The sequence below is a fragment of the Flavobacterium sp. SM15 genome, assembly GCF_022012335.1.
Lineage (GTDB): Bacteria > Bacteroidota > Bacteroidia > Flavobacteriales > Flavobacteriaceae > Flavobacterium.
The window spans coordinates 170,791-192,194 of record NZ_JAKLTO010000005.1; the positions used below are offsets into that span (position 1 = coordinate 170,791).

Below are 21,404 nucleotides of genomic sequence, written 5' to 3' on the forward strand. Positions count from 1 at the left end.
AAACAGTGCGAATGTAGGTTTAATTTTGAATAATTTCTAATAAAAAATTAATTTTAGTTAGAATTTGTCAAAACCGTTGTTTTAATTGTGTCTGTTGTGATAAATTGATTACAAAGCTTTTTTTAAACTTCCTGAAAGAGATATTAGTATATTTGGAACCATAATCAGAACTGTTTTTTTTCGTTTTATAGAACAAATCAGCATGAATTCAGGAAGTTACATATCGGTTGGGTTTTTTTATACTATACTTGGTATTAGTATCTTGCTTTTAATTTTGGTTGTTTATTTGGTTATGAGACTCCTGAAAACCCAAAAAAACGAAGAGGCGACAGAATATAAATTTCAACAACTGGAAGGACAAATTAATTCGCTGCAGCTTGAAAATCTTGAATCACGGTTAAATCCCCATTTGTTTAAAAACATCTTGAATTCGATACAATCACACGCTTATCAAACTTATTTTGCCTTGGATAAACTGGCCAATGTGCTGGATTTTATTTTATACGAGAGCAAGAATAAATTCGTGACGCCCAAAGAAGAAATCGATTTTGCACTTAATCTTATCGAAATCAATAAAATAAAGCTTAGCCCGCTTTTTGAATTGAAAGTTAAAACGAAAATTGATGAATCGGAACTGCTTTACGAGCAACGATTATTAGCCCCGTTAATTTCCATCGATTTGATTGAAAATGCGTTTAAACATGCCGATTTGCAGAGTGAAGATGCGTTTATTTCCATCGTTTTTGAATTCAGGAACAATTCGTTTTCATTAACCGTGTCTAATAAAATGTCAAAAAAGATTCCAATCAAAAAAGACAAAAGTGGGATAGGAGCGGAAACCTTAGAACAAAGATTGCGAATCATTTACAAAGACAATTTCAAACTCGATAAGTTTATCGAAGACGATGTACATTTTGCTCATTTAAAAATCAATCTGCTTGAACACAAAAATAAAATGCTTGTTGCTGGATGATGAACTGCCCGGGCTAACCTATCTGAAAATGCTTTGCGAACAAATTGCTGACTTGGAGGTGGTTAAAGCCTTTAACAACCCCGCAACTTTTTTAAAAGAAATGCCGGATCTGAATTTTGATTTGTGCATCATGGATATTGAAATGCCGGAAATGAATGGTTTGCAGGTGGCAAATCTGTTAAACGGTAAGCCGATTATTTTCACTACTGCCTATAAAGAATATGCTGCAGAAGCCTACGATATCGATGCAGTGGATTATGTTCGTAAGCCAATAAAAATGGAGCGTTTGCAACAAGCAATTTCTAAAGCTAAAAGCCGTTTGGATTCTAAAAAGGAAGAAAAGGAATTCATTCAACTTAATACCGATAAAGGTAAAGCGCTTATTTTTTTTAATCAGCTTTGCTATATAAAGGTTTCGGAAATTGACAGCAGGGATAAAATTCTTCAACTTTTGGATGGCACAATAATTACACTTAAGAACATCTCGTTTGATAAATTGCTGCAGGTGCTTCCTCAGAACAATTTTGTGCGAATCAACAAAAAAGAAATTATTGCACTAAAGACAGTTCAGGTGTTTTCTTTTGATGAAATCATCACTAACCTGCAATTGTCTTCAGGAAATAATTTAAAACTGACTTTGAGCGAAACCTACCGAAATGATTTCATAGCCAAAGTGAAGCTTTAATTTCGTTACCGATTTTCTCCGTTTCGTTACATTTTTATTCGAATTTACTTCGAGCCTGTTTTTTGCGAAATAATTAGATTCATTTTTGTATTGAATTTAATCAAATGAATAATGAAGTTTTATTTGACGGCTCTATTTTTATTTGCCTTGCAACAGCTTCCGATGCAGGCTCAGCAGCAGAAAACAATCGAACTGAAAACAATCGAACATAAAGTGAAATTTGCTGCCTACGACGGAATGATAATTGCTGGTTACGTAGATAAAGGAGCCTTTCTGAATTTCACCGGACCAAACATCAACTGGAGTTATAACAGTTCTAAAATTATGTTAGGGATGTTACCTTCTTTACGAATAAAAGAGGATAATAAAACCCCAAAAAATTCCACAATCACGCCAAGTTTGGGAGTTGGACTTACCTATTGTTATAAAAAAATAGCGTTTCAGTTGCCGATGTACTATAATACTAAAACCGCTGCATCCGATGGAAAATGGAACATAGGCATCGGTTTAGGAATTCGTTTAAAAAGTTAAATCAAAAATTATTTAAAATTGTATCCATGAAAAAATTCAAAAACAGCTTTTTTTATGTTGGTATCATAAGTCTCTTTTCAGTTTTGATGTACTGGATCATAGAATTCGGAACAAAACTTGAATCAGGTAAAAACATCAAAGCCATAGTTACAGAAAAAAACCAATGGGAAAGTTTCATAGAAGCGTTAACTCATAATTTTCAGCATCCGCTGGCTGTATTGTTAGCTCAGATTGTAACTATTGTTTTGGTTGCTAAGTTATTCGGATGGATTTGCACCAAAATAGGGCAACCTACTGTAATTGGAGAAATGATCGCCGGTATTGTACTTGGTCCTTCCTTGGTTGGCATGTATTTTCCTGAATTCTCTGCTATCTTTTTTCCTGAAGAATCACTTGGGAATTTAAAATTCTTGAGCCAGATCGGGTTGATCCTTTTCATGTTCATCGTCGGGATGGAGCTGGATCTGAAAATTTTGAAAAACAAGGCACATGATGCGGTGGTAATCAGTCATGCCAGTATCATCATTCCGTTTGCTTTAGGAATGGGATTGGCGTATTTCATTTACCAGTCTTTTGCTCCTGAAGGCGTTCAGTTTTTATCCTTCGGATTGTTCATGGGAATTGCGATGAGTATAACGGCATTTCCGGTTTTGGCGCGAATTGTTCAGGAACGAAACATCAATAAAACCAAACTGGGAACAGTTGTAATTACCTGCGCCGCTGCCGATGATATAACGGCATGGTGTATTTTGGCTGCCGTTATTGCCATTGTAAAAGCGGGTTCCGTAGTAAGTTCTTTCTATACGATTTTGATGGCGGTTACCTATGTTCTTTTAATGATAAAAGTAGTGCGCCCATTTTTAAAACGAGTGGGGGATTTGCACGCTTCAAAAGAAAGTATGAGCAAACCGGTTGTTGCGATTTTCTTTTTAACCTTGATTATTTCGGCTTATGCTACAGAAGTAATTGGTATTCACGCTTTGTTCGGAGCTTTTATGACCGGAGCCATCATGCCTGAAAATATTAAATTCAGGAGTTTGTTCATTGAGAAAATCGAAGATGTCGCTTTGGTTTTATTATTGCCATTATTTTTTGTTTTTACAGGACTTAGAACTCAAATCGGATTGCTTAATGATCCATATTTGTGGAAGATAACAGGTTTGATTATTCTTGTTGCTGTTGCAGGTAAGTTCTTAGGAAGTGCCTTAGCCGCAAAATTTGTAGGTCAGAATTGGAAAGACAGTTTGTCTATCGGAGCATTAATGAACACCAGAGGTTTAATGGAATTGGTGGTTTTGAACATCGGTTACGATTTAGGTGTATTGACTCCAAAAGTCTTTTCGATGATGGTAATCATGGCTTTGGTAACTACCTTTATGACTGGGCCGGCCTTAGATTTAATCAATTGGATTTTCAAATCGAAGCAGGATGATGTTCCGCAAGAAGTTAAACAAACGAGCAAATACAAGATCTTGTTTTCGTTTGCAAGCCCGCAATCCGGTAGAACGTTACTTAAACTGGCTAACGATTTAACAAAAAAACTTAACAACAATGCAGTTCTTACCGGTATGCACCTGACGCCTGTGGATGAATTACATCATTACGATACCGAAGAATACGAAAAGGAAAGTTTTAAAGAAGTCGTGGATGAGTCTGAAGTATTGAACAGAAAAATTACAACATTGTTCAAAGCATCGACCGATATTGACAGTGAAATAGCAATGGTGGCCAACAAAGGCGATTACGATTTACTTTTGATTGGGCTTGGCGAATCCATTTATGAAGGAACATTGTTAGGTAAATTACTTGGATTTACCACACGAATCATCAATCCGGGGAAATTATTGAACACCGTAACAGGCAGAGGTGAAAACCTTTTTGACAGTTCTCCGTTTGACGACAGAACCAAATTCATCTTATCCAAAACAACTATTCCCGTAGGTATTTTGATTGATAAGAATTTTAGTAAAGCAGACAGGGTTTTCATTCCTGTTTTTGATGCGAAAGATAGCGTTCTTATCAATTACGCTCAAAAACTGATACACAATTCGGGAGCTCAAATCGTGATTTTGGATGCAGCCGGGCAAATTAAAAATAATGCCGAAATGAAAGAGAAAATTCGGGCGATTGAACAAAATGCACCAAATCACATTACATTGCAAAACCAGCGGGTAATTGAAAAAGACTTTTTGAAAAGTCAGGATTTGATGATAATCTCCATTGATAGTTGGAAAAAGCTACTGGAAACGAAAAGTTTGTGGCTTTCCGATATTCCATCCACATTGATAATTTCAGATAAAAGCCTGAATTAACAGTGAAAAGAGAAATCAGCTTTGGTTTCTCTTTTTTGTTTTATCAGAATCCTTCAAAAATGCCTAATCCGAAAAGGGCGAAGTCATATTTTACGGGGTCATTGGGATCTAATTTTCGAAGGTTTGCATCCAATTCCAAAAGCGCTTTTGCATCGTTTTGTTTTCGGGTAAGCAGTTCTAATTTTCGCGCCACATTACCTGAATGCACATCCAAAGGACATGATAATTTTGAAGGTGCAATGCTTTTCCAAATGCCAAAATCCACGCCTTTGTTGTCTTGTCTGCACATCCAACGTAAATACATATTGATGCGCTTGGCTGCCGAGCCGTTTAAAGGATCAGGTAAATGTTTTTCGGTTCGGGTTAAATGATTGATTTCGAAGAAGATTTTTTTGAACTCGGAAATGCTTTTCTGCATGGAATTTTCTTCCTGATGTTTGGCAAAAACGGCTTCTAAACCACCATGATTCGTGTATATGTTTTGCAAGCTTTTGATAAACCCAACAAAATCCAGACCGTTAAAAGTTCGGTGTACAAAATTATGCAGCGGTTCCAGGTCTTTTTCTTTGTGACTCATTACAAAATCATAAGGCGAATTCCCCATCAGTTCCATTTTCTTATGGGCGTTTCTGATGATCATTTTACGATTGCCCCAAGCGATTACGGAAGCCAAAAAACCGGCAATTTCAATATCTTCCTTTAAAGAATAGGAATGCGGAATCTGTATCGGATCACTTTCGATAAAATCCGGTCGGTTGTATAACTCGACTTTTTCATCGAGAAAGGATTTTAGTTCTGATCCGTTAAGCATAATGCGAAATACTACTTTGCTCTTCTAGGAATTTTAATTTTTGATTATTTTATAATTAGTAATTGCTTTCTCAGTAGTTATTTTCATAAGATAGGTTGCGCTTCCCAAATGAGAAATGTTTATTTTAGAGAAGTTGTTATTGTTGATTATTTCTGTAATAACTAATCTTCCCTGAAGGTCGTAAAATTCAATTTTTTGTAATTGTGACCCTTTGGATACTATTGATATAAAACCATTTGTTGGATTTGGATAAACAGAAAATTGATTCTCAATATCAAAATCATTGGTATTTAATGCAGAACAATTGTTTATAAGTATTGGTCTTGATGTTCCGCTGGCATTGAAATTACCATTTCCGAGAGAACCATTATTGGGATGTCCCCAGGCATATAATGAACCATCATTTTTTAATCCAAGGGTATGATTATAGCCGGCTCCAAGATAGCTCCAATCTGTTGAGGCATTAATTTGCATGGGAACTTCTTCTGTATAATTATAGTAACTATAGGTGTCTACGCCTAATTGCCCTTGAGAGTTGTTGCCCCAAGCCCAAACAGTACCATCATTTTTCTTGGCCATTGAATGAAAAGCACAAGCATAAACAACATCCCAATCTGTTGCTGTTCCAATTCGGGTGGGAACATTTCTGTCAGAATTCGAATTGTTTCCTAATTGAAAAAATGTATTATATCCCCAAGCGTAAAGCGATCCGTCGGTTTTTGTTGCTATAGTATGATAGTCTCCTGTAGATATGGATTTCCAGTTGGAATCTGTTCCGATTTGCCTTGGAATTAAAGAACTATCAAAGCTTATAAAGGAACCATTTCCTAATGCACCTCTATAAGCATCTCCCCAACTCCATAAGGTTCCGTCAGTTTTTAGACCAATAGTGAAATTCCAACCTGATGAAACTGTTTTCCAATTTGTTGCAGTTCCAATTTGAATAGGGGTATCAGTTCCGTAATTCAGATTGTTTCCCAAATAACCACTTCCCCAGGCCCAAAGTGTTCCGTCTGTTTTTATTGCATAGGATCGGAAAGGGCTTAATTCACATATTTTATCCCAGTTAGTATCTGTACCTAATTGTGTTGGTGTTAAGACATCTGCTTGATTTGGGCCTATACCTAATTGATGGTCACCATTATCTCCCCATACCCATAAAGTTCCATCTGTTTTTAAGGCTATTGTGTGTTGTTCACCGCAACTAACCTGTCTCCAATTGGTGTCGGTGCCAATTTGTATCGGAATAGATTTTTTTACCAAAGTTCCATCACCCAATTGTCCATGGATGTTGTTTCCCCATGTCCATAAAGATCCATCGGTTTTAATTCCTGCAGAATGAATTCCTCGTTGCGAAACAGATTCCCAGCATTGTGAAAATGAAAAACAGCTTATGAGTAAAAAGATTATTAATAAGACTTGGTTTTTTATTAGGTAATTTTTTTTCATTTTTAGGTGTTTTTTTTTACAAAAATAAACTTTTTGACTAAAAATAGGTTAACTGATAATCAAACTTTTATAGTTTTCCTTAGATTATATATTTACTTAATTTCTTCGTTGCGAATGTCCCCGTCTACCATAATTAATTTACGATCCGCCATGTTCGCCAATTCTTCGTTATGGGTTACAATCACAAAGGTTTGTCCGAATTCGTCCCGTAGTTTAAAAAACAACTGATGTAAATTTTCTGCAGAATGCGTATCCAGATTTCCCGAAGGTTCATCAGCAAAAATAACAGCGGGTTTGTTGATTAAAGCCCTTGCAACCGCCACACGTTGTTGCTCCCCACCGGAAAGTTCCCCTGGTTTGTGGTCGTAACGGTGTGATAATCCTAGATAATCCAATAAGCGCTTGGCTTCAGCTTCGGTTTCTTTTTTTTCTTTTCCGGCGATGAAAGCAGGAATGCAAACATTTTCCAAAGCAGTAAATTCAGGTAACAACTGATGAAACTGAAAAATAAACCCCAATTGTAAGTTTCGGAATTTTGACAATGTTTTGTCATTCATCTTCAATACATCTTCACCATTGATGATCAGTTCAGTGGTTTTTTCGGAAGAGGCTTTGTCCAGAGTTCCCATGATTTGTAAAAGTGTTGTCTTTCCTGCACCGGAAGCCCCAACAATGGAAACGATTTCACCCTTTTTAATATGAAGGTTTACTCCTTTGAGAACATGAAGTTTATCGAAGTGTTTATGAATATTTTTTGCCTGAATCATTAGCTGTATTTTCTACAAAGAAACAAAGAATTTGGGTAAAATGAAATCCGCTTAAAGTATTCTTACGTATGTGTTATAAAGTTTCGTTAATACAAAATCCGAAACCTGATTATTCTTTAACTTTGATAAAAACAAATGCTATGAAAGCTATTTTTGCAGTGCTGATTTCGTTATCGGCCATTTCCTGTCAGCCAAGGGAAAGAAGTTTAACGGTAGAAAAAAACAAACAAAACGATATGATGAGTGAACAAAAAGGATATGAAATCGCAACGGTGGCCGGAGGATGTTTCTGGTGTACCGAAGCACTTTTTCTTGAACTAAAAGGAGTAAAAAAAGTGGTGCCGGGCTATACCGGAGGAACAGTTAAAAATCCTACGTATGAAGATGTATGCTCCGGAACAACCGGTCACGCAGAAGCTATTGAAATTACTTTTGATCCCAAAGAAGTAGCCTATGAAGACATTCTTGAAGTGTTTTTCGGAACGCACGATCCTACCACTTTAAACCGTCAGGGCGCCGATGTTGGTACTCAATACCGAAGCGAGGTTTTTTATCACAATGAGGCCCAGAAAAAAGCGGCTGAAAATTTTATCAACCTTTTAAATACACAAAACGTTTTCGGAAAAAAAGTAGTTACCAAAATCTCTCAGGCTGATGTTTTTTATCCGGCCGAGGATTACCACCAAAACTATTACAACCGAAACAAAAACCAAATGTATTGCATGGCGGTAATTACTCCGAAACTGGAAAAATTGCATAAGAACTATAAATCGAAGCTGAAATAATTTGGCATTGGTTTTGTTAGATACCAGAGGTAATAAAGTTTAATAATGGAAGAAATTCAGGTAAAATCACAGGCAGACAACAGAGGAAGAAAGCTTGTCTTAGGAATTATTTTTGATTTGATAGGCTATGCGTCTTATGTTGTTCCTTTTATCGCAGAAATTACCGATGTGGTTTGGGCACCAATTGCAGGGTTTATTTTGTCAAGAATGTATAAAGGACGAATTGGAATGGTTGGTGGAATTTTTGAATTTATAGAAGAGTTGCTGCCAGGTTTTGATTTTATCCCAACTTTTACACTTACCTGGATTTACACTTATTTGATAAAAGATGAAAATAGGAAATAAAAATAGGGGCTTGTTAAGCTCCTTTTTTGTTTTCAAACCAATCGGAAATAAAGCCGAGTTTCATTCCCCGGAGCATTTTAAAGACAAAATTTTTAAAGAAAGTGTGTTGACCGAAAATAGTTCCAATTGTAACTAACAGCACTTTGTAAACAGGAAGGATAATCAGGATGTAAAGCGGCCAGTATAAAAACGGATTTAAAGTATCACGAGTTATGCCCATCGAACTTAAAATCGGTTTGGAAAGGTAAGAAGCTGTTGTACCGGTAATGGCAAAAACGACAAAGATGACAGTCATCTGCCAATTGCTTTTTATTCCCCAACGCTGTTTTAAATTCGACATTTTTTTTCAAATAGGCTCAAAAATACAAATTATGGTCGAGGCATAAAACCTGAAAGACGAATATTATTTTTTATTTGAAAATATACCAGATAATTATACAACATATAATTTACTTCATAACCATAATTTGTTCCGCTTTCATAGTCTATTGGCATTTGATATAAATTCGCTTCATAACTGTTTCTGGGACTGCTGGCTTTAATATTCCATTCCACAACCCAAGGGTAATTTCTGCTTTCCAAATAGTTTTGAGAATAAAAACCTCTGGTCCTTGCATTAGACGCAAGCCATGAGTTAAACCCTGGATCAATGATAATCACCTCATATTCTATAGAATCATTTGCAATTCTAACCGTATCACTGAACTTTTTATTTGATGTGTTTTCGGCAATGGGTTTTGTAGTTGAATTGCATCCTATAAAAAGTGAAATTGCTACCAGTGAAACTATGTAAAATACATTTTTCATGACCCTGAATTTTCTTATAAAGTTACTAAATGTACCTGATTTGAAAAACCTATTTAACAAAAAAGCCAGACGATTCTTGTCTGGCTTTTAATTATTAAGACGATTCTATTTTCCGAATATTTTTCCAAGTATTCCACTTAAAAAACCACCGCTTTTTCCTGAAATAGCTGCTGTGGCATCACTCATATCTACTTTTCCGTCGTTATTTTGGTCTAAACCGAATTGTCCTCCGTATTTGGAAACAGCATCCATTAATCCTCCGGAATTTCCTCCGCCGATAGAATTTACAATATCGGAAACATTGAATCCGGGTTGATTCGGATCCTGTGCTTTACCAATTAAAGAACCCAGTACTTTAGGGATCATGTTTCCTGCAACGCCTGAAGCTGCATCACTGCTTAAACCGAATTTCTGTCCTAAATTACCTGAAAGCTGTTCGGTTAATTTTTGAACTACCGGATTGGAAGAATCTACCGAACCGGAGTTCAGTAATCCCGCAATATCGTTAATGTTGCCACCGGCTACCATATCTTTCAATCCTGATAAGATTGAGGAGCTGGTTTCATTCATTACGGCATCATTATGTTCGTTTGGAACCGATTGATTGTTCACTATGGCATCACCTCCAAACTGCTTAACTAACTCTGATATTTGATCTAACATTGTAACTGAATTTTAAGGTTGAATATCAAATTTAAGCAAAAAACAGTTACAAAATTGAAGTTGAGCTTTAATAGTTTGTTATTTATTCTCAAAAAAATTCGTGCATTAACAGTAAGTGTTTTTACTGCCAATGCACGAATTATGAATCATTTTTTTTAAGACTAATTAATTGTTTTTCAGCAAGCTGATGATTTGTTCGGCTAATTCTGTCCCGATTCTGTCCTGTGCTTCTAAAGTTGCTGCTCCAATGTGAGGCGTCAATGAAATTTTAGGATTCATTAAAACCTGAATAGCAGGAGTTGGTTCCTCTTCAAAAACATCCAAACCGGCAAAAAGCACTTTTCCTTCATCAAGAGCATCAACCAAAGCGACTTCATCAATTACTCCGCCACGGGCACAATTGATGATTCCAACCCCATCTTTCATGATGCTTATTTCTTCTTTTCCAATGATGTAATCGTCTTGTGCCGGAACGTGAACGGTTATGAAATCAGAATCTTTTAAAATTGATTCCATGGGTTCGGTCTCAATATCCACATTGATGAACTGTCCGTTGTAAAAATCTACTTTGATGGTAGCTTCATCCACATATTTATCTGAAGCGATAACTTTCATACCTAATCCTAAAGCCATGCGAGCTACTTCGCGACCAATTCTTCCGAAGCCAATAATTCCAATGGTTTTTCCTCTTAATTCAATACCGTCGGAATAGGCTTTTTTAAGGCTGTTGAATTGCGAATCTCCGTCCAAAGGCATATTTCTGTTGGCATCGTGAAGAAAACGACAACCTGAGAAAAGATGCGCGAAAACCAATTCCGCAACCGATTCCGAAGACGATGCAGGTGTGTTGATTACATGTATTCCTTTTTCACGGGCATAGGCCACATCAATATTATCCATACCAACGCCACCGCGACCGATGATTTTGATTGATGGGCAACTGTCAATAATATCTTTACGGACTTTAGTGGCACTGCGCACCAAAATCACGTCAATGTTATTAGTGTTTATATAGTTAGCTACTTGTTCCTGAGCAACTTTTGTTGTGATAACTTCAAATCCGGCTTTTTCCAAGGTATTAATTCCGCTTTGAGAAAGACCGTCGTTGGCTAATATTTTCATTTTAAATTGAAAGATTTAATGATTTAAAAATTGAAAGATTGAAAAACTAAAATTGTAACTGAATACTAAATTTTCGTTTCCAATTCTTTCATTACATCGACTAATACCTGAACACTTTCAATAGGCAAGGCATTGTACATCGAAGCACGATAACCCCCAACCGATCTATGCCCGTTGATACCAGAAACTCCAGCTGCTTTCCACATCGAATCGAATACTTCTTTATGGTTCCCATCAGCAAGTAAAAAAGTCGCATTCATGTTTGAACGATCTTCTTTTACAGTTGTTCCGATAAATAATGGATTGCGGTCAATTTCATCATACAGAAGTTTTGCTTTTGCCTCGTTTTGCTTTTCGATTGCTGTAATTCCGCCTAAATTTTTAAGCCATTGCATGGTTAGTAAAGAAGTGTAAACCGCAAAAACCGGCGGCGTGTTGTACATACTTTCCTTATCAATATGTTGCTGATAATTCATGATGTTTGGAATGGCTCTATTTGTATTCCCTAAAAGAGATTCTTTAACTACGATTAAAGTTACTCCGGCAGGACCCATATTTTTTTGGGCTCCGGCGTAAATCAAATCGAATTTGGAGAAATCAAGAGTTCTGGAAAAAATGTCTGAACTCATATCGCAAACCATCGGCACGGAGGTTTCCGGAAAACTTTTCATTTGAGTTCCAAAGATGGTATTGTTGCTTGTACAGTGAAAATAATCTGCATCCGAAGGAATCACAAAATCTTTTGGAATATGATTGTAATTTTCCGGTTTTGAGGAAGCGACTACAATAGTTTCACCAAAAGCCTTTGCTTCTTTGATAGCTCCGCTTGCCCAGGTTCCGGTGTCCAGATAAGAAGCTTTTCCATCGGTTTTCATTAAATTGTAGGGGATTCGTAAAAACTCCATACTGGCTCCGCCCTGTAAAAATAAAGCCTGATAGCCTTTTCCGGTCAAGCCTAAAAGTTCAAGAGCCAAAGCGCGTGCTTCTTCCATAACAGCTACAAAAGCTTTGTCTCGGTGGGAAATTTCTAAAATGGACAATCCCATACCATTAAAATCTAAAACGGCCTGTGCTGCTTGCTCAAAAACTTCCTGAGGCAAAATACACGGGCCGGCACTGAAATTATGTTTTTTCATTTTTGTACTTAATCTTTAAAAACCTGAATTACGACTTCTTTTTCTACCAAATCGGTAAATTTTCCGGTGTAGCGGGTTGCTTTAACCAAATGGTTGTCAATCCAATGGTAATTTCCGCCGCGTGGTTTTCCGAATAGAATACTGTGAAACTTGAATCCGTGTTTGTTAAGCCATTGTTCGGTTACTTCGCGGTGCTCTTCGGTTCTGGAGGTGAAAAAACAAATCTGATGTCCTTCGTCAAACCACTTATTAATGGTTTCCAAAGCGTCCGGGAAAGGTTCGCAAATTGCCATTCTTTCGGGTTGTTCGTTGGGAACGTCTTCCGTGATGGTACCGTCAATGTCGATGAGGTAGTTCTTGATCCCGTCTTTTAAAACCGGACTAATGTTGTCTTTGTGTTCTAATTGCATTATGTTGTGTGTTTAATGCAAGCAAATTTCAAAAAAAAGAAACGATTTCTAAAATAAAATAACCACAAAGGGATGATTGCTTACTTTTTTGGGATTAAAAGCTATATTTTGTTTAAAAATGTAAGCGTGTCAATATTGTCGGCATAGTCCCATAGCTTTGGTTTTTGGGTTTCTCCGAATGGAATACTGTTATCGGTAAGATGATTGGAAACCACACATTGTATCTGATCTTCATCGGTTTTTAAGCGTTGCTTTATCGTTTCCAAATCATCATAAAATTCATAAAAAACGGAAGAAATAGGTGAGGCATAACTGCTGTCTTCCTTTAGAGTAAGGAATTCATTGTCCAACAAAGGGAAAAGGCTCATCAGAAAAACAGCCTTGTTGTAATCGTAATTGTTGGCGTATTTCTCGTAATGAATAATATCTCCATATTGAAAAATAGATTCAAAAAAGTGTTTAAAATCGTAACCTTTCGGAACAAAAAGTTTGGAAACATTACGGCAACCCAACCCGAAGTAGCGGAAAATATCTTCCCCTAAACCGATCAGGTCTTCTTTAGTTTCGTTCCCGTTTAAAATCGCAACCGAATTTCTGTTTTTACGGATGATGCTTGGTTTGTCTTTAAAATAATATTCGAAATAACGGGCAGTATTGTTGCTTCCTGTAGCGATTACGGCGTCAAAGTTTTCAAGTTTGCCTTCCACAAAAATGATGCTGCTTTCTAATTCCGGCTGTATAGAAATCATGTATTTGGCTAAAAAAGGCAATAGTTTCTGATCGTTGGAAGACATTTTAACCATAACCTTATGACCGGAAATCAAAACTGATAAAAAATCATGAAATCCAACTAACGGAATATTTCCCGCTAAAATTAAACCGACTGTTTTGGGCTGAACGTTTGAGAAGTCATATTTAGATAGCCACTCGTTTAGATTGTCTTCAGTTAAAGCCTCTGCCCAAGAATTGACTGCGAAATATACCTGTTCTGAGGTAAACCAACCGTTGTGGGATTGGGAAAGTGCAATCAAATCAACAAAATCATCATAAAACAAATTGTTGTTTTGAACTTCAGGATTTTTGGTGTTTCCATCGGCTTTAAACTGACTTAAAAAGTTTCCAAGCGCAATTGCAGTATTTTTTTTAAGTTTTTGTGACATCGTTAATTTGTTTATGAGAGGTTTTGATTGTAATTTTGTGCAAATTTACAGTTTAAAATTAATATAAGCTATGGCAATCATTATAACAGACGAATGTATTAACTGCGGAGCCTGCGAACCGGAGTGTCCAAATACAGCAATATATGAAGGTGCAGACGATTGGCGTTGGAAAGACGGAACCCGTTTATCCGGAAAAATTGTTTTACCTGACGGAACCGAAGTAGATTCTGATGCGGCGCAAACCCCGATTTCAGATGATATTTATTACATCGTACCCGGAAAATGTACCGAATGTAAAGGGTTTCACGAAGAACCACAGTGTGCGGCGGTTTGTCCGGTAGATTGTTGTGTTCCCGATGATAATCACGTGGAAGACGAAGACACCTTGTTGAACAGGCAGTCTTTTTTACATAACGAATAATAAAAAAATCCCGATACTCTCGGGATTTTTTTGTGCGTTTTATTCTTTGACCAGCTCGGCTTTTTCTCTTGTGACGGTATCAGTTTTGGAATCATAGGATTCTAAAATCAGGTTGCCATCAGCATCAAAATGCCCGAAATAGGTTTTCATTTTACTTTTAATGATATAGTTGTTGTTATTGGCTTCACGAACCACTGCGAAAGTTTTTTTAGAATCAGGATTCATAATGGTATATCCTGTTTTGTCTAAAACCATTTCGTATTTTAAGCCGTTATAATTGTAAAACCCGGTACGGTCTGCATCTACATAGCGGCTAACACCATCTACAGTAACTTTTACTTTAGAACTTACCTGTGGTTGTCCTAAAATCATTTCTTTGTTTAAAGTTTTTGATTCGGCATCTTTAAGCTCAACATCCTGAACTTCTTTAAGTTCTTTGGTGGAGATGATTTTTCGTTCCCCATCAGAATCTTTAATGGTTTTTACAGTTGTTTTTACTTCCTGTTGAACATTTGTGTTTTGGGACTGAACATAAAAATTAGCAAACAATAGTGCAAATCCTAAAATTAAATTTTTCATAATATTTAGTTTTTATGATTAGTATGTTACAAATTTACGAAGACTATTTCGATAGACTTTATATAATTATCGGATAGACTTACATCTTTTTCATTTTTTGTGGTTTTTAACCTTTTAAAAGCGTTAAATGATCAGTTTTATACTTGCGAATAATAAACTATATTTGCACACTTAAATGAAAATCTAAATCCGTTAACCCGAAACGGTTAACTGTAAACATAAAAAACAGAATGAAAGCAGGAATTGTAGGATTACCGAATGTTGGGAAATCAACTCTTTTTAATTGTTTGTCTAATGCCAAAGCGCAAAGTGCAAATTTCCCGTTTTGTACTATCGAGCCCAATATTGGTGTAGTAAACGTACCGGATCCAAGAATCAACCGTTTGGAAGAATTGGTAAAACCGGAGCGCGTTCAGATGGCAACCGTTGATATTGTGGATATTGCAGGTTTGGTAAAAGGAGCAAGTAAAGGGGAAGGATTAGGAAACCAGTTTTTAGGGAACATCCGCGAGTGTAATGCAATTATTCACGTTTTACGTTGTTTTGATAACGACAACATCGTGCACGTTGATGGAAACGTAAACCCAATTCGCGATAAAGAAACCATCGACATCGAATTGCAGTTAAAAGACCTTGAAACGGTTGAAAAACGTTTGGAGAAAGCAAATAAAGCGGCTAAAGTTGGTAACAAAGAAGCTTTGGCGGAACAAGCCTTGTTGAACCGAATCAAAGAAACGTTATTGAATGCTAAATCAGCTCGTACAGTTGAACTACAAAATCAAGATGAAGAAGAATTGATGGAAAGTTTCCAGTTGATCACTTCCAAACCGGTATTGTATGTTTGTAATGTTGATGAAGGTTCTGCCGTAAACGGTAACAAATATGTAGATCAGGTTCGTGAGTTGGTAAAAGATGAAGATGCGGAAGTTATTATTCTTTCAGTTGGTGCAGAAGCGGATATCACAGAATTGGAAAGCTACGAAGAGCGTCAGATTTTCTTGGAAGATATGGGCTTGAAAGAACCGGGTTCTTCAGTTTTAATTCGTGCAGCGTATAAATTATTGAAATTACAGACGTATTTCACGGCCGGAGTAAAAGAAGTTCGTGCTTGGACAATTAATATTGGAGATACTGCTCCAAAAGCAGCGGGTGTAATCCATACCGATTTCGAAAAAGGATTCATCCGTGCCGAGGTTATCGCTTTTGACGATTACTCTAACTTCGGATCGGAAGCCAAAGTGAAAGAAGCCGGGAAATTAAGAGTGGAAGGAAAAGAATACATTGTGAAGGATGGGGATGTGATGCATTTCCGTTTTAACGTTTAATTTTAAACCAAACATATAAGTCATATAAGATTTATTTTGAAATGTATATAAAGTCACTGAAAAGCGGAACAGAAATGTTTCGCTTTTTTATTAAATGAAATTCCGGATAATATAAAAGTTTTGCATAGTGCTACTTTTATGACTTAAATGTTTAAAAAGTAAATGATAATCAAATTGACGGAATTTTGTATTTTTAGGCGAATCAAATACAATAACCATGAAAATTATAGCTTTCGGAGGCAGTAACAGCCAAAACTCCATCAACAGAAAATTAGCCACTTACGTTTCACATTTGTTTGAGAATTATGAAGTTGAGGTTTTAGATTTGAATGATTTCGCAATGCCGCTTTTCAGTGTCGATTTGGAGAAAGAAGTTGGTCAGCAGAAATTGGCTCAGGCTTTTCTGGATAAAATTGCTTCCGCAGACTTGCTCGTGATTTCCATGGCTGAAAATAATGGAAATTACACGGCTGCTTTTAAAAGTTTGTTCGATTGGGCTTCACGAATTAATGTAAAAGTGTTCCAGCAAAAACCGATGTTGCTTATGGCGACTTCACCGGGCGGCAGAGGAGGAACAACCGTTTTGGATATAGCCACCAATGCTTTCCCGAGATATGGAGCCAACATCATTGCAACGTTTTCTCTTCCAAGTTTCAATGATAATTTTGATGTGGAGGCCATGAAGATTTCCAATCCTGTTTTGGACAATCAGATTAGGGATATTGTGAGGGATTTTAGTTTTTAATTTATAAACTATTTTATGAAGAGGCGTTCAATTACGAACGCCTTTTTTGTTTGTGTTAATTGTTTAAAAAAATAAATAGTAACACAGTTTTTGTTTCGTTTTTTTTAAAAATAAAATTTTGAAACAGAAAGTGTGATTATTTTTTAAAAAATATTTTTTTGAAACAAAGCTGTTTATACTTGATTAGAATCTTTAGTCGTTTAAGAAATTCTTATACTTTGTCCTGATGTATAATATCAAGCTTCAGGACTGGAGCACTCTGCCTATAAACCAAAGTACTTCCTGAATTATCTGAATTTGCCGGCGCTCAGACAGCACATACTTCTTGACGGATTTGACTTTGTTTTTCTTAGCTTTTATGAGTTCTGAGGTAGGGGTGGGATTATGAAGCATGTATTGTTTTGCTCTACAGAGACTTTGCGTTCGGTTTTTCAAGAAGTGATGTTTGTATTCTAATAAGGCTTTGCTTTTGAATGGGAATGTTTTATTCTTTTACTCGGCTTTAGTCAAGGTGTAGTCGAGGTATAGTCAAGGTATAGTCGGCTTTAAGTCGGAGTAGTAACTTTTTTGTGGACGCTTTTTAGCATGGCTTTTCATGGCTTATGTATGGCTTTGGTACGGATTAAGTATGCAGTAAATATAACGCATGTTTTTTTCTCTTTTTCTTTTGTCTTGACACAAACCGAAGGTTCAACGAATACCAAAACAAATATTATCTAATGAGTTAAAAGAAACAAAAGGTCAAGACTGGAACGCTGCACCTAAAAAATAAAACCGACTCCTAAATTATTTTAAACTCGCTGGCGCTCAAACAGAAAATAATTCTTAACGGATTCGGCTTTATTTTTCTTAACGGTTACGCGTTCTAAGGTCGGGGTGGGGCTTTGATTGGGTTTTGGGTTTGTACTTGGTGTAGTTGAGGGAATGGTGTGAATCATTATTTAAATATCACTGAATTTAGTGATTGTGTAGGTAATTTTTTATAGGTATGTTTGAAATCTCTACAGAGGGATGGTTATAAGTATGTTCTTGAAGTTGTTTTATCATAAATTACAATTTTAGTAAGATACAAGTTTCTGTTTCTTGATTAGAGGTAGGCTTTCAAAATACATATAAGCTAAGTAAACTCATTTGAAAAAAAACTAAAAAAAATAGCAATGTTTAGACTAAAAAATGTTGAAATAAATGGATTCTGGGGTCAATATAGTATTGAAACGGATTTCAACAATGAAGTAAATATTTTCATAGGACGTAACGGAACAGGAAAAACAACCTTCATTAATTTACTACAAGCCGTAATATCCGTTGATTTAGAGTTGTTATTTAGACTACAATTTGATTCTATTGTTCTTAATTTAAATGAAGGGAGTAAAAATAGAAAAATTGAAGTAAAAAAAATTGCTCATGATCTTCAATATAAAGAACTACATTATCAAGTTGGTACAAAAAAATACAAGCTGCCAATTATACCTGATAGTGAGTTAAGATACCTTTCAAAAAGAAATGGCAGAATTCATCCTAAATTCTTCATTGAAATTCAAGAAATTAAAAGCATAATTGGAAAACTAATTAATGTTTCATATTTATCAGTAAATAGAGATAACATTTTAAAAGATGACACTAGGGATACAAGAAGAGAGGAAATCTACAATGCCATTGATATAAGATTAGAAGAATTAATAGGCCAATTAACAACTTACCAATTTCTCCTTGAGTCAGAATTAAGCAAACTGTCAAAAAAATTTCAGGAAGATGTACTACGTTCAATGCTTTACAATGAAGATTTTGACAATGTCGATATTAGTGAAATAGTAAAACCAGACTTAAGAAGGATAAATATCGGATTAAAACAGGCTTATAGAGGCTTAGGTATTTTAGATGATGAGACTGAAAAAACAATTGAGAAACACGTTTCAGCAATTGAGAAAGCAGCAAATTCAATCAACAATTATATAGAAGATCGTACTAAACCTGTTTATCCGAATGATGTTACTCCTTTAACATTATTAAGGAGGACAAAAAAAATAAATGACCTTTCAAGTGAATTAGAAGGTCGAAAAAAGAAAATTTTTGAAAGACTTGATGACTACATTAAATTACTGAATGAATTTCACGAAACAAAAGATTTTGTATTACAAGATAGTAAAATTGGAGGGCTTGCAATTATAAAAGATAAAAAAGAAATCTTATTATCTCAACTTTCATCAGGTGAAAAACAATTAATTATTCTATTAACAGAAGCGTTACTTCAAAAGGGGAAGCAAACTTTATTTATTGCAGATGAGCCTGAATTATCATTGCATATAGAGTGGCAAAGAAAAGTTATTTCCTCAATAAAGAAATTAAACCCAAATTCACAAATTATTGTTGCAACACATTCTCCCGAAATAGTAGGCAAATTTCAAGATAGTACAATTAATATGGAAAAGATTATCAATGGCTAAATTAGAATATTCAAATGAAGCTCTTTCAGTAAAAGGGCTATTTTATAATAAATCGATTACTGTATATGTTGAGGGAAAGGATGATCCATTATTTTGGGATAAATTATTTAATCTAGCCGAAATATCAGCACATATTGAAGATGTTGGTGGTAAGGAAGAATTAGACAAATATTTTAATAAAATAATTGAAGAAAAGGCTGATTTTTATATTGCTACTGACAATGATAATTCAGAATTTATGGATGATACGGTTAATCATCCAAACATCATTCGTTCATATGGTTATTCGATAGAAAACTCAATGTATTATCATTCTGATCCAATCGAAAAATTAGTTTCAGATTTTTGTAGAAAAAAATTAAATTTTTCTGAAGATTTTAAACATTGGATACAAGACTTTTCACAAAGTGTTTATGATTTAATTATTTATGATATAGCAAATAATAAGTATAAAAAAGGAATTAGTATTTTTGGAGATAATTGCTATAAATTCTTACCAAATCAAAATGCCCATAATTTATGTTCGACAAAAACAAATCAATTTATTGATTCAATAAAAGTTAATTTTACAGAAGATGAAATATTCGAAGTAAAACAACTTATTAACCAAAGTGAAAAAGATCTTTGGTTCTTTATTAAAGGACATTTTATAACGCATGCTTTAATAAATATGATCAAATATTCTATAAGGAAGCACAGTGGAGTTACAAAAGGTGTTACTCCTGATTTTTTATATTCTATAACAGTTGATTGCAGACAAGATTGGGAAAATAGAATTGATATATTATATCTGGTTGAAAGAATAAAACAAATAAAAAGTACTGCTTAAATGTGATTTAGAGTAAAACAATTTTTTTTTCGAGTTAGTAGTGTGAGATTTTTAGTATTGATTCTTTATAAAAAGAGTAAAAAAATCATAAATTAAAGCATTTCCTCGACCTCAGAACGCGTAACCGTTAAGAAAAATAAAGCCGAATCCGTTAAGAATTATCTGCTGTTTGACCGAAGGGAGTTCAGATAATTTAGGAGTCGGCTTTATTTTTTAGGTGCAGCGTTCCAGTCTTGACCTTTTGTTTCTTTTGTTTCAAGACAAAAGAAAGAGGATGTTATAATTTTAAGCAACTTGATATATAGGCGTAGCGTTCCAGTCTTGATCTTTTGCTTCTTTTGTATCAAGACAAAAGAAGAAGAAGAATAGAATTTTTGGCTCAATAATTGCAACACCAATTAAAAGCCAGTCTATGAAAACCCTAAAAAACTCTTTAAAATTCCTTTCAAAAACCCTATTGGGAGTTACAGCATTTATAATCCTTTACATAATAGCAGTACTACTATTCTCAAGAATTCCCGTAAACTCAAACAGAACAAAACCGGAAAAAGGAATCGAAGTTTATTTACTCTCAAATGATGTTCATACCGACATTGTAGTTCCCGTAAAATCGAAAACAATTGACTGGTCTGAAAAGGTACAATTTCAACACACTAAGGCAAAAGATACTACTGCAAGATATTTGGCTTTCGGCTGGGGAGACAAAGGGTTTTATCTGAACACACCTACCTGGGCGGATTTGAAGTTTTCTACGGCGTTTAATGCGGCTTCAGGATTGAGTTCCTCGGCAATGCACTGTACTTTTTACAAGCAAATGAGAGAAGACGAGTTGTGTAAAAAAATCATTATTACAGAAAAACAATACCAGCAATTAGTAGTGTTCATTCAAAATTCCTTTGAGTTGGAAAACAACAAAATAATGAAAATCGATACGGATGCAGTTTACGGTAAACACGATATTTTTTATGAGGCGAAAGGAAGTTATAATCTATTTTATACCTGCAATACCTGGACCAATAGTGCTTTAAAAGCTGCGGATCAAAAAGCAAGTTTATGGACGGTTTATGATAAAGGAATTTTATATCATTACAAGTAAAGAAAAACC

Annotated in this window: 23 protein-coding genes; 12 read left to right on the plus strand and 11 right to left on the minus strand. The window is 35.3% G+C overall.

The window, feature by feature from the left end; all coding sequences use genetic code 11:
• Positions 1 to 292 precede the first annotated feature (292 nt).
• The 4 genes from LZZ90_RS10200 to LZZ90_RS10215 all read left to right on the plus strand — a co-directional run bounded on the left by LZZ90_RS10200 (position 293) and on the right by LZZ90_RS10215 (position 4,501).
• Positions 293 to 973 carry a sensor histidine kinase gene (locus LZZ90_RS10200; RefSeq protein WP_370640671.1) on the plus strand — a complete coding sequence of 227 codons (681 nt, stop codon included), beginning with the start codon at positions 293 to 295 and terminating at the stop codon, positions 971 to 973.
• Positions 939 to 1,658 (plus strand): LytTR family DNA-binding domain-containing protein, encoded by a 720-nt coding sequence (locus tag LZZ90_RS10205; protein ID WP_237790595.1) that lies wholly within the window; start codon positions 939 to 941, stop codon positions 1,656 to 1,658. The genes LZZ90_RS10200 and LZZ90_RS10205 overlap by 35 nt, the downstream gene beginning before the upstream one ends.
• A gap of 111 nt (positions 1,659 to 1,769) precedes the next feature.
• Positions 1,770 to 2,189 (plus strand): hypothetical protein, encoded by a 420-nt coding sequence (locus tag LZZ90_RS10210; RefSeq protein WP_237790596.1) that lies wholly within the window; start codon positions 1,770 to 1,772, stop codon positions 2,187 to 2,189.
• Positions 2,190 to 2,215: 26 nt separating this feature from the next.
• On the plus strand, positions 2,216 to 4,501 hold the full coding sequence (locus LZZ90_RS10215; protein ID WP_237790597.1) for a cation:proton antiporter: 2,286 nt from the start codon (positions 2,216 to 2,218) through the stop codon (positions 4,499 to 4,501).
• Positions 4,502 to 4,544: 43 nt separating this feature from the next.
• On the opposite strand, the gene LZZ90_RS10220 is transcribed toward LZZ90_RS10215, so the two are convergent.
• From LZZ90_RS10220 to LZZ90_RS10230, 3 genes are all read right to left on the minus strand, one after another.
• On the minus strand, positions 4,545 to 5,312 hold the full coding sequence (locus LZZ90_RS10220; protein WP_237790598.1) for a TIGR02757 family protein: 768 nt from the start codon (positions 5,310 to 5,312) through the stop codon (positions 4,545 to 4,547).
• A 33-nt stretch (positions 5,313 to 5,345) separates the two neighbouring features.
• The gene (locus LZZ90_RS10225; protein ID WP_237790599.1) at positions 5,346 to 6,761 is read right to left on the minus strand and encodes a T9SS type A sorting domain-containing protein; all 1,416 of its coding nucleotides are present in this window, start codon (positions 6,759 to 6,761) and stop codon (positions 5,346 to 5,348) included.
• Positions 6,762 to 6,853: 92 nt separating this feature from the next.
• Positions 6,854 to 7,528 carry an ABC transporter ATP-binding protein gene (locus tag LZZ90_RS10230; RefSeq protein ID WP_237790600.1) on the minus strand — a complete coding sequence of 225 codons (675 nt, stop codon included), beginning with the start codon at positions 7,526 to 7,528 and terminating at the stop codon, positions 6,854 to 6,856.
• Positions 7,529 to 7,668: 140 nt separating this feature from the next.
• On the opposite strand from LZZ90_RS10230, the gene msrA reads away from it, so the two are divergent.
• On the plus strand, positions 7,669 to 8,313 hold the full coding sequence (msrA, locus tag LZZ90_RS10235) for a peptide-methionine (S)-S-oxide reductase MsrA (protein ID WP_237790601.1): 645 nt from the start codon (positions 7,669 to 7,671) through the stop codon (positions 8,311 to 8,313).
• A gap of 45 nt (positions 8,314 to 8,358) precedes the next feature.
• Complete coding sequence (locus LZZ90_RS10240) at positions 8,359 to 8,658, plus strand: hypothetical protein (protein WP_237790602.1); 300 nt, start codon at positions 8,359 to 8,361, stop codon at positions 8,656 to 8,658.
• 13 nt (positions 8,659 to 8,671) lie between these two features.
• Here the strand turns inward: LZZ90_RS10240 and LZZ90_RS10245 are convergent, their stop codons facing one another.
• The 7 genes from LZZ90_RS10245 to LZZ90_RS10275 form a co-directional block, all read right to left on the minus strand.
• The gene (locus LZZ90_RS10245) at positions 8,672 to 8,998 is read right to left on the minus strand and encodes a DUF6787 family protein (RefSeq protein WP_237790603.1); all 327 of its coding nucleotides are present in this window, start codon (positions 8,996 to 8,998) and stop codon (positions 8,672 to 8,674) included.
• Between the two features lie 29 nt (positions 8,999 to 9,027).
• Positions 9,028 to 9,465 carry a DUF6146 family protein gene (locus LZZ90_RS10250; RefSeq protein WP_237790604.1) on the minus strand — a complete coding sequence of 146 codons (438 nt, stop codon included), beginning with the start codon at positions 9,463 to 9,465 and terminating at the stop codon, positions 9,028 to 9,030.
• A 105-nt stretch (positions 9,466 to 9,570) separates the two neighbouring features.
• Positions 9,571 to 10,128: a hypothetical protein gene (locus LZZ90_RS10255; RefSeq protein ID WP_237790605.1), complete on the minus strand. Its 558-nt coding sequence runs from the start codon at positions 10,126 to 10,128 to the stop codon at positions 9,571 to 9,573.
• Positions 10,129 to 10,293: 165 nt separating this feature from the next.
• Complete coding sequence (locus LZZ90_RS10260; RefSeq protein ID WP_237790606.1) at positions 10,294 to 11,250, minus strand: D-2-hydroxyacid dehydrogenase; 957 nt, start codon at positions 11,248 to 11,250, stop codon at positions 10,294 to 10,296.
• Positions 11,251 to 11,315: 65 nt separating this feature from the next.
• Positions 11,316 to 12,386 carry a 3-phosphoserine/phosphohydroxythreonine transaminase gene (gene serC, locus LZZ90_RS10265; RefSeq protein WP_237790607.1) on the minus strand — a complete coding sequence of 357 codons (1,071 nt, stop codon included), beginning with the start codon at positions 12,384 to 12,386 and terminating at the stop codon, positions 11,316 to 11,318.
• Positions 12,387 to 12,394: 8 nt separating this feature from the next.
• Positions 12,395 to 12,796 carry a phosphoheptose isomerase gene (locus LZZ90_RS10270; protein ID WP_237790608.1) on the minus strand — a complete coding sequence of 134 codons (402 nt, stop codon included), beginning with the start codon at positions 12,794 to 12,796 and terminating at the stop codon, positions 12,395 to 12,397.
• A gap of 101 nt (positions 12,797 to 12,897) precedes the next feature.
• Positions 12,898 to 13,956: an acyl-CoA reductase gene (locus tag LZZ90_RS10275; RefSeq protein WP_237790609.1), complete on the minus strand. Its 1,059-nt coding sequence runs from the start codon at positions 13,954 to 13,956 to the stop codon at positions 12,898 to 12,900.
• Between the two features lie 70 nt (positions 13,957 to 14,026).
• Between LZZ90_RS10275 and LZZ90_RS10280 the strand changes: the two genes are divergently transcribed.
• Positions 14,027 to 14,377 (plus strand): 4Fe-4S dicluster domain-containing protein, encoded by a 351-nt coding sequence (locus LZZ90_RS10280; RefSeq protein ID WP_237790610.1) that lies wholly within the window; start codon positions 14,027 to 14,029, stop codon positions 14,375 to 14,377.
• A 39-nt stretch (positions 14,378 to 14,416) separates the two neighbouring features.
• Here LZZ90_RS10280 and LZZ90_RS10285 read toward each other — a convergent pair whose 3' ends face one another.
• Positions 14,417 to 14,956 (minus strand): hypothetical protein, encoded by a 540-nt coding sequence (locus tag LZZ90_RS10285; protein WP_237790611.1) that lies wholly within the window; start codon positions 14,954 to 14,956, stop codon positions 14,417 to 14,419.
• 230 nt (positions 14,957 to 15,186) lie between these two features.
• Between LZZ90_RS10285 and ychF the strand changes: the two genes are divergently transcribed.
• From ychF to LZZ90_RS10310, 5 genes are all read left to right on the plus strand, one after another.
• Positions 15,187 to 16,281: a redox-regulated ATPase YchF gene (gene ychF, locus LZZ90_RS10290; RefSeq protein WP_237790612.1), complete on the plus strand. Its 1,095-nt coding sequence runs from the start codon at positions 15,187 to 15,189 to the stop codon at positions 16,279 to 16,281.
• A 217-nt stretch (positions 16,282 to 16,498) separates the two neighbouring features.
• The gene (locus LZZ90_RS10295) at positions 16,499 to 17,026 is read left to right on the plus strand and encodes an NADPH-dependent FMN reductase (RefSeq protein ID WP_237790613.1); all 528 of its coding nucleotides are present in this window, start codon (positions 16,499 to 16,501) and stop codon (positions 17,024 to 17,026) included.
• A gap of 1,157 nt (positions 17,027 to 18,183) precedes the next feature.
• The gene (locus LZZ90_RS10300; protein ID WP_237790614.1) at positions 18,184 to 19,470 is read left to right on the plus strand and encodes an AAA family ATPase; all 1,287 of its coding nucleotides are present in this window, start codon (positions 18,184 to 18,186) and stop codon (positions 19,468 to 19,470) included.
• The gene (locus tag LZZ90_RS10305) at positions 19,463 to 20,299 is read left to right on the plus strand and encodes a DUF4435 domain-containing protein (protein WP_237790615.1); all 837 of its coding nucleotides are present in this window, start codon (positions 19,463 to 19,465) and stop codon (positions 20,297 to 20,299) included. Before LZZ90_RS10300 ends, LZZ90_RS10305 begins: the two co-directional genes overlap by 8 nt.
• 412 nt (positions 20,300 to 20,711) lie before the next feature.
• Positions 20,712 to 21,395 carry a TIGR02117 family protein gene (locus LZZ90_RS10310; RefSeq protein ID WP_237790616.1) on the plus strand — a complete coding sequence of 228 codons (684 nt, stop codon included), beginning with the start codon at positions 20,712 to 20,714 and terminating at the stop codon, positions 21,393 to 21,395.
• Positions 21,396 to 21,404 lie beyond the last annotated feature (9 nt).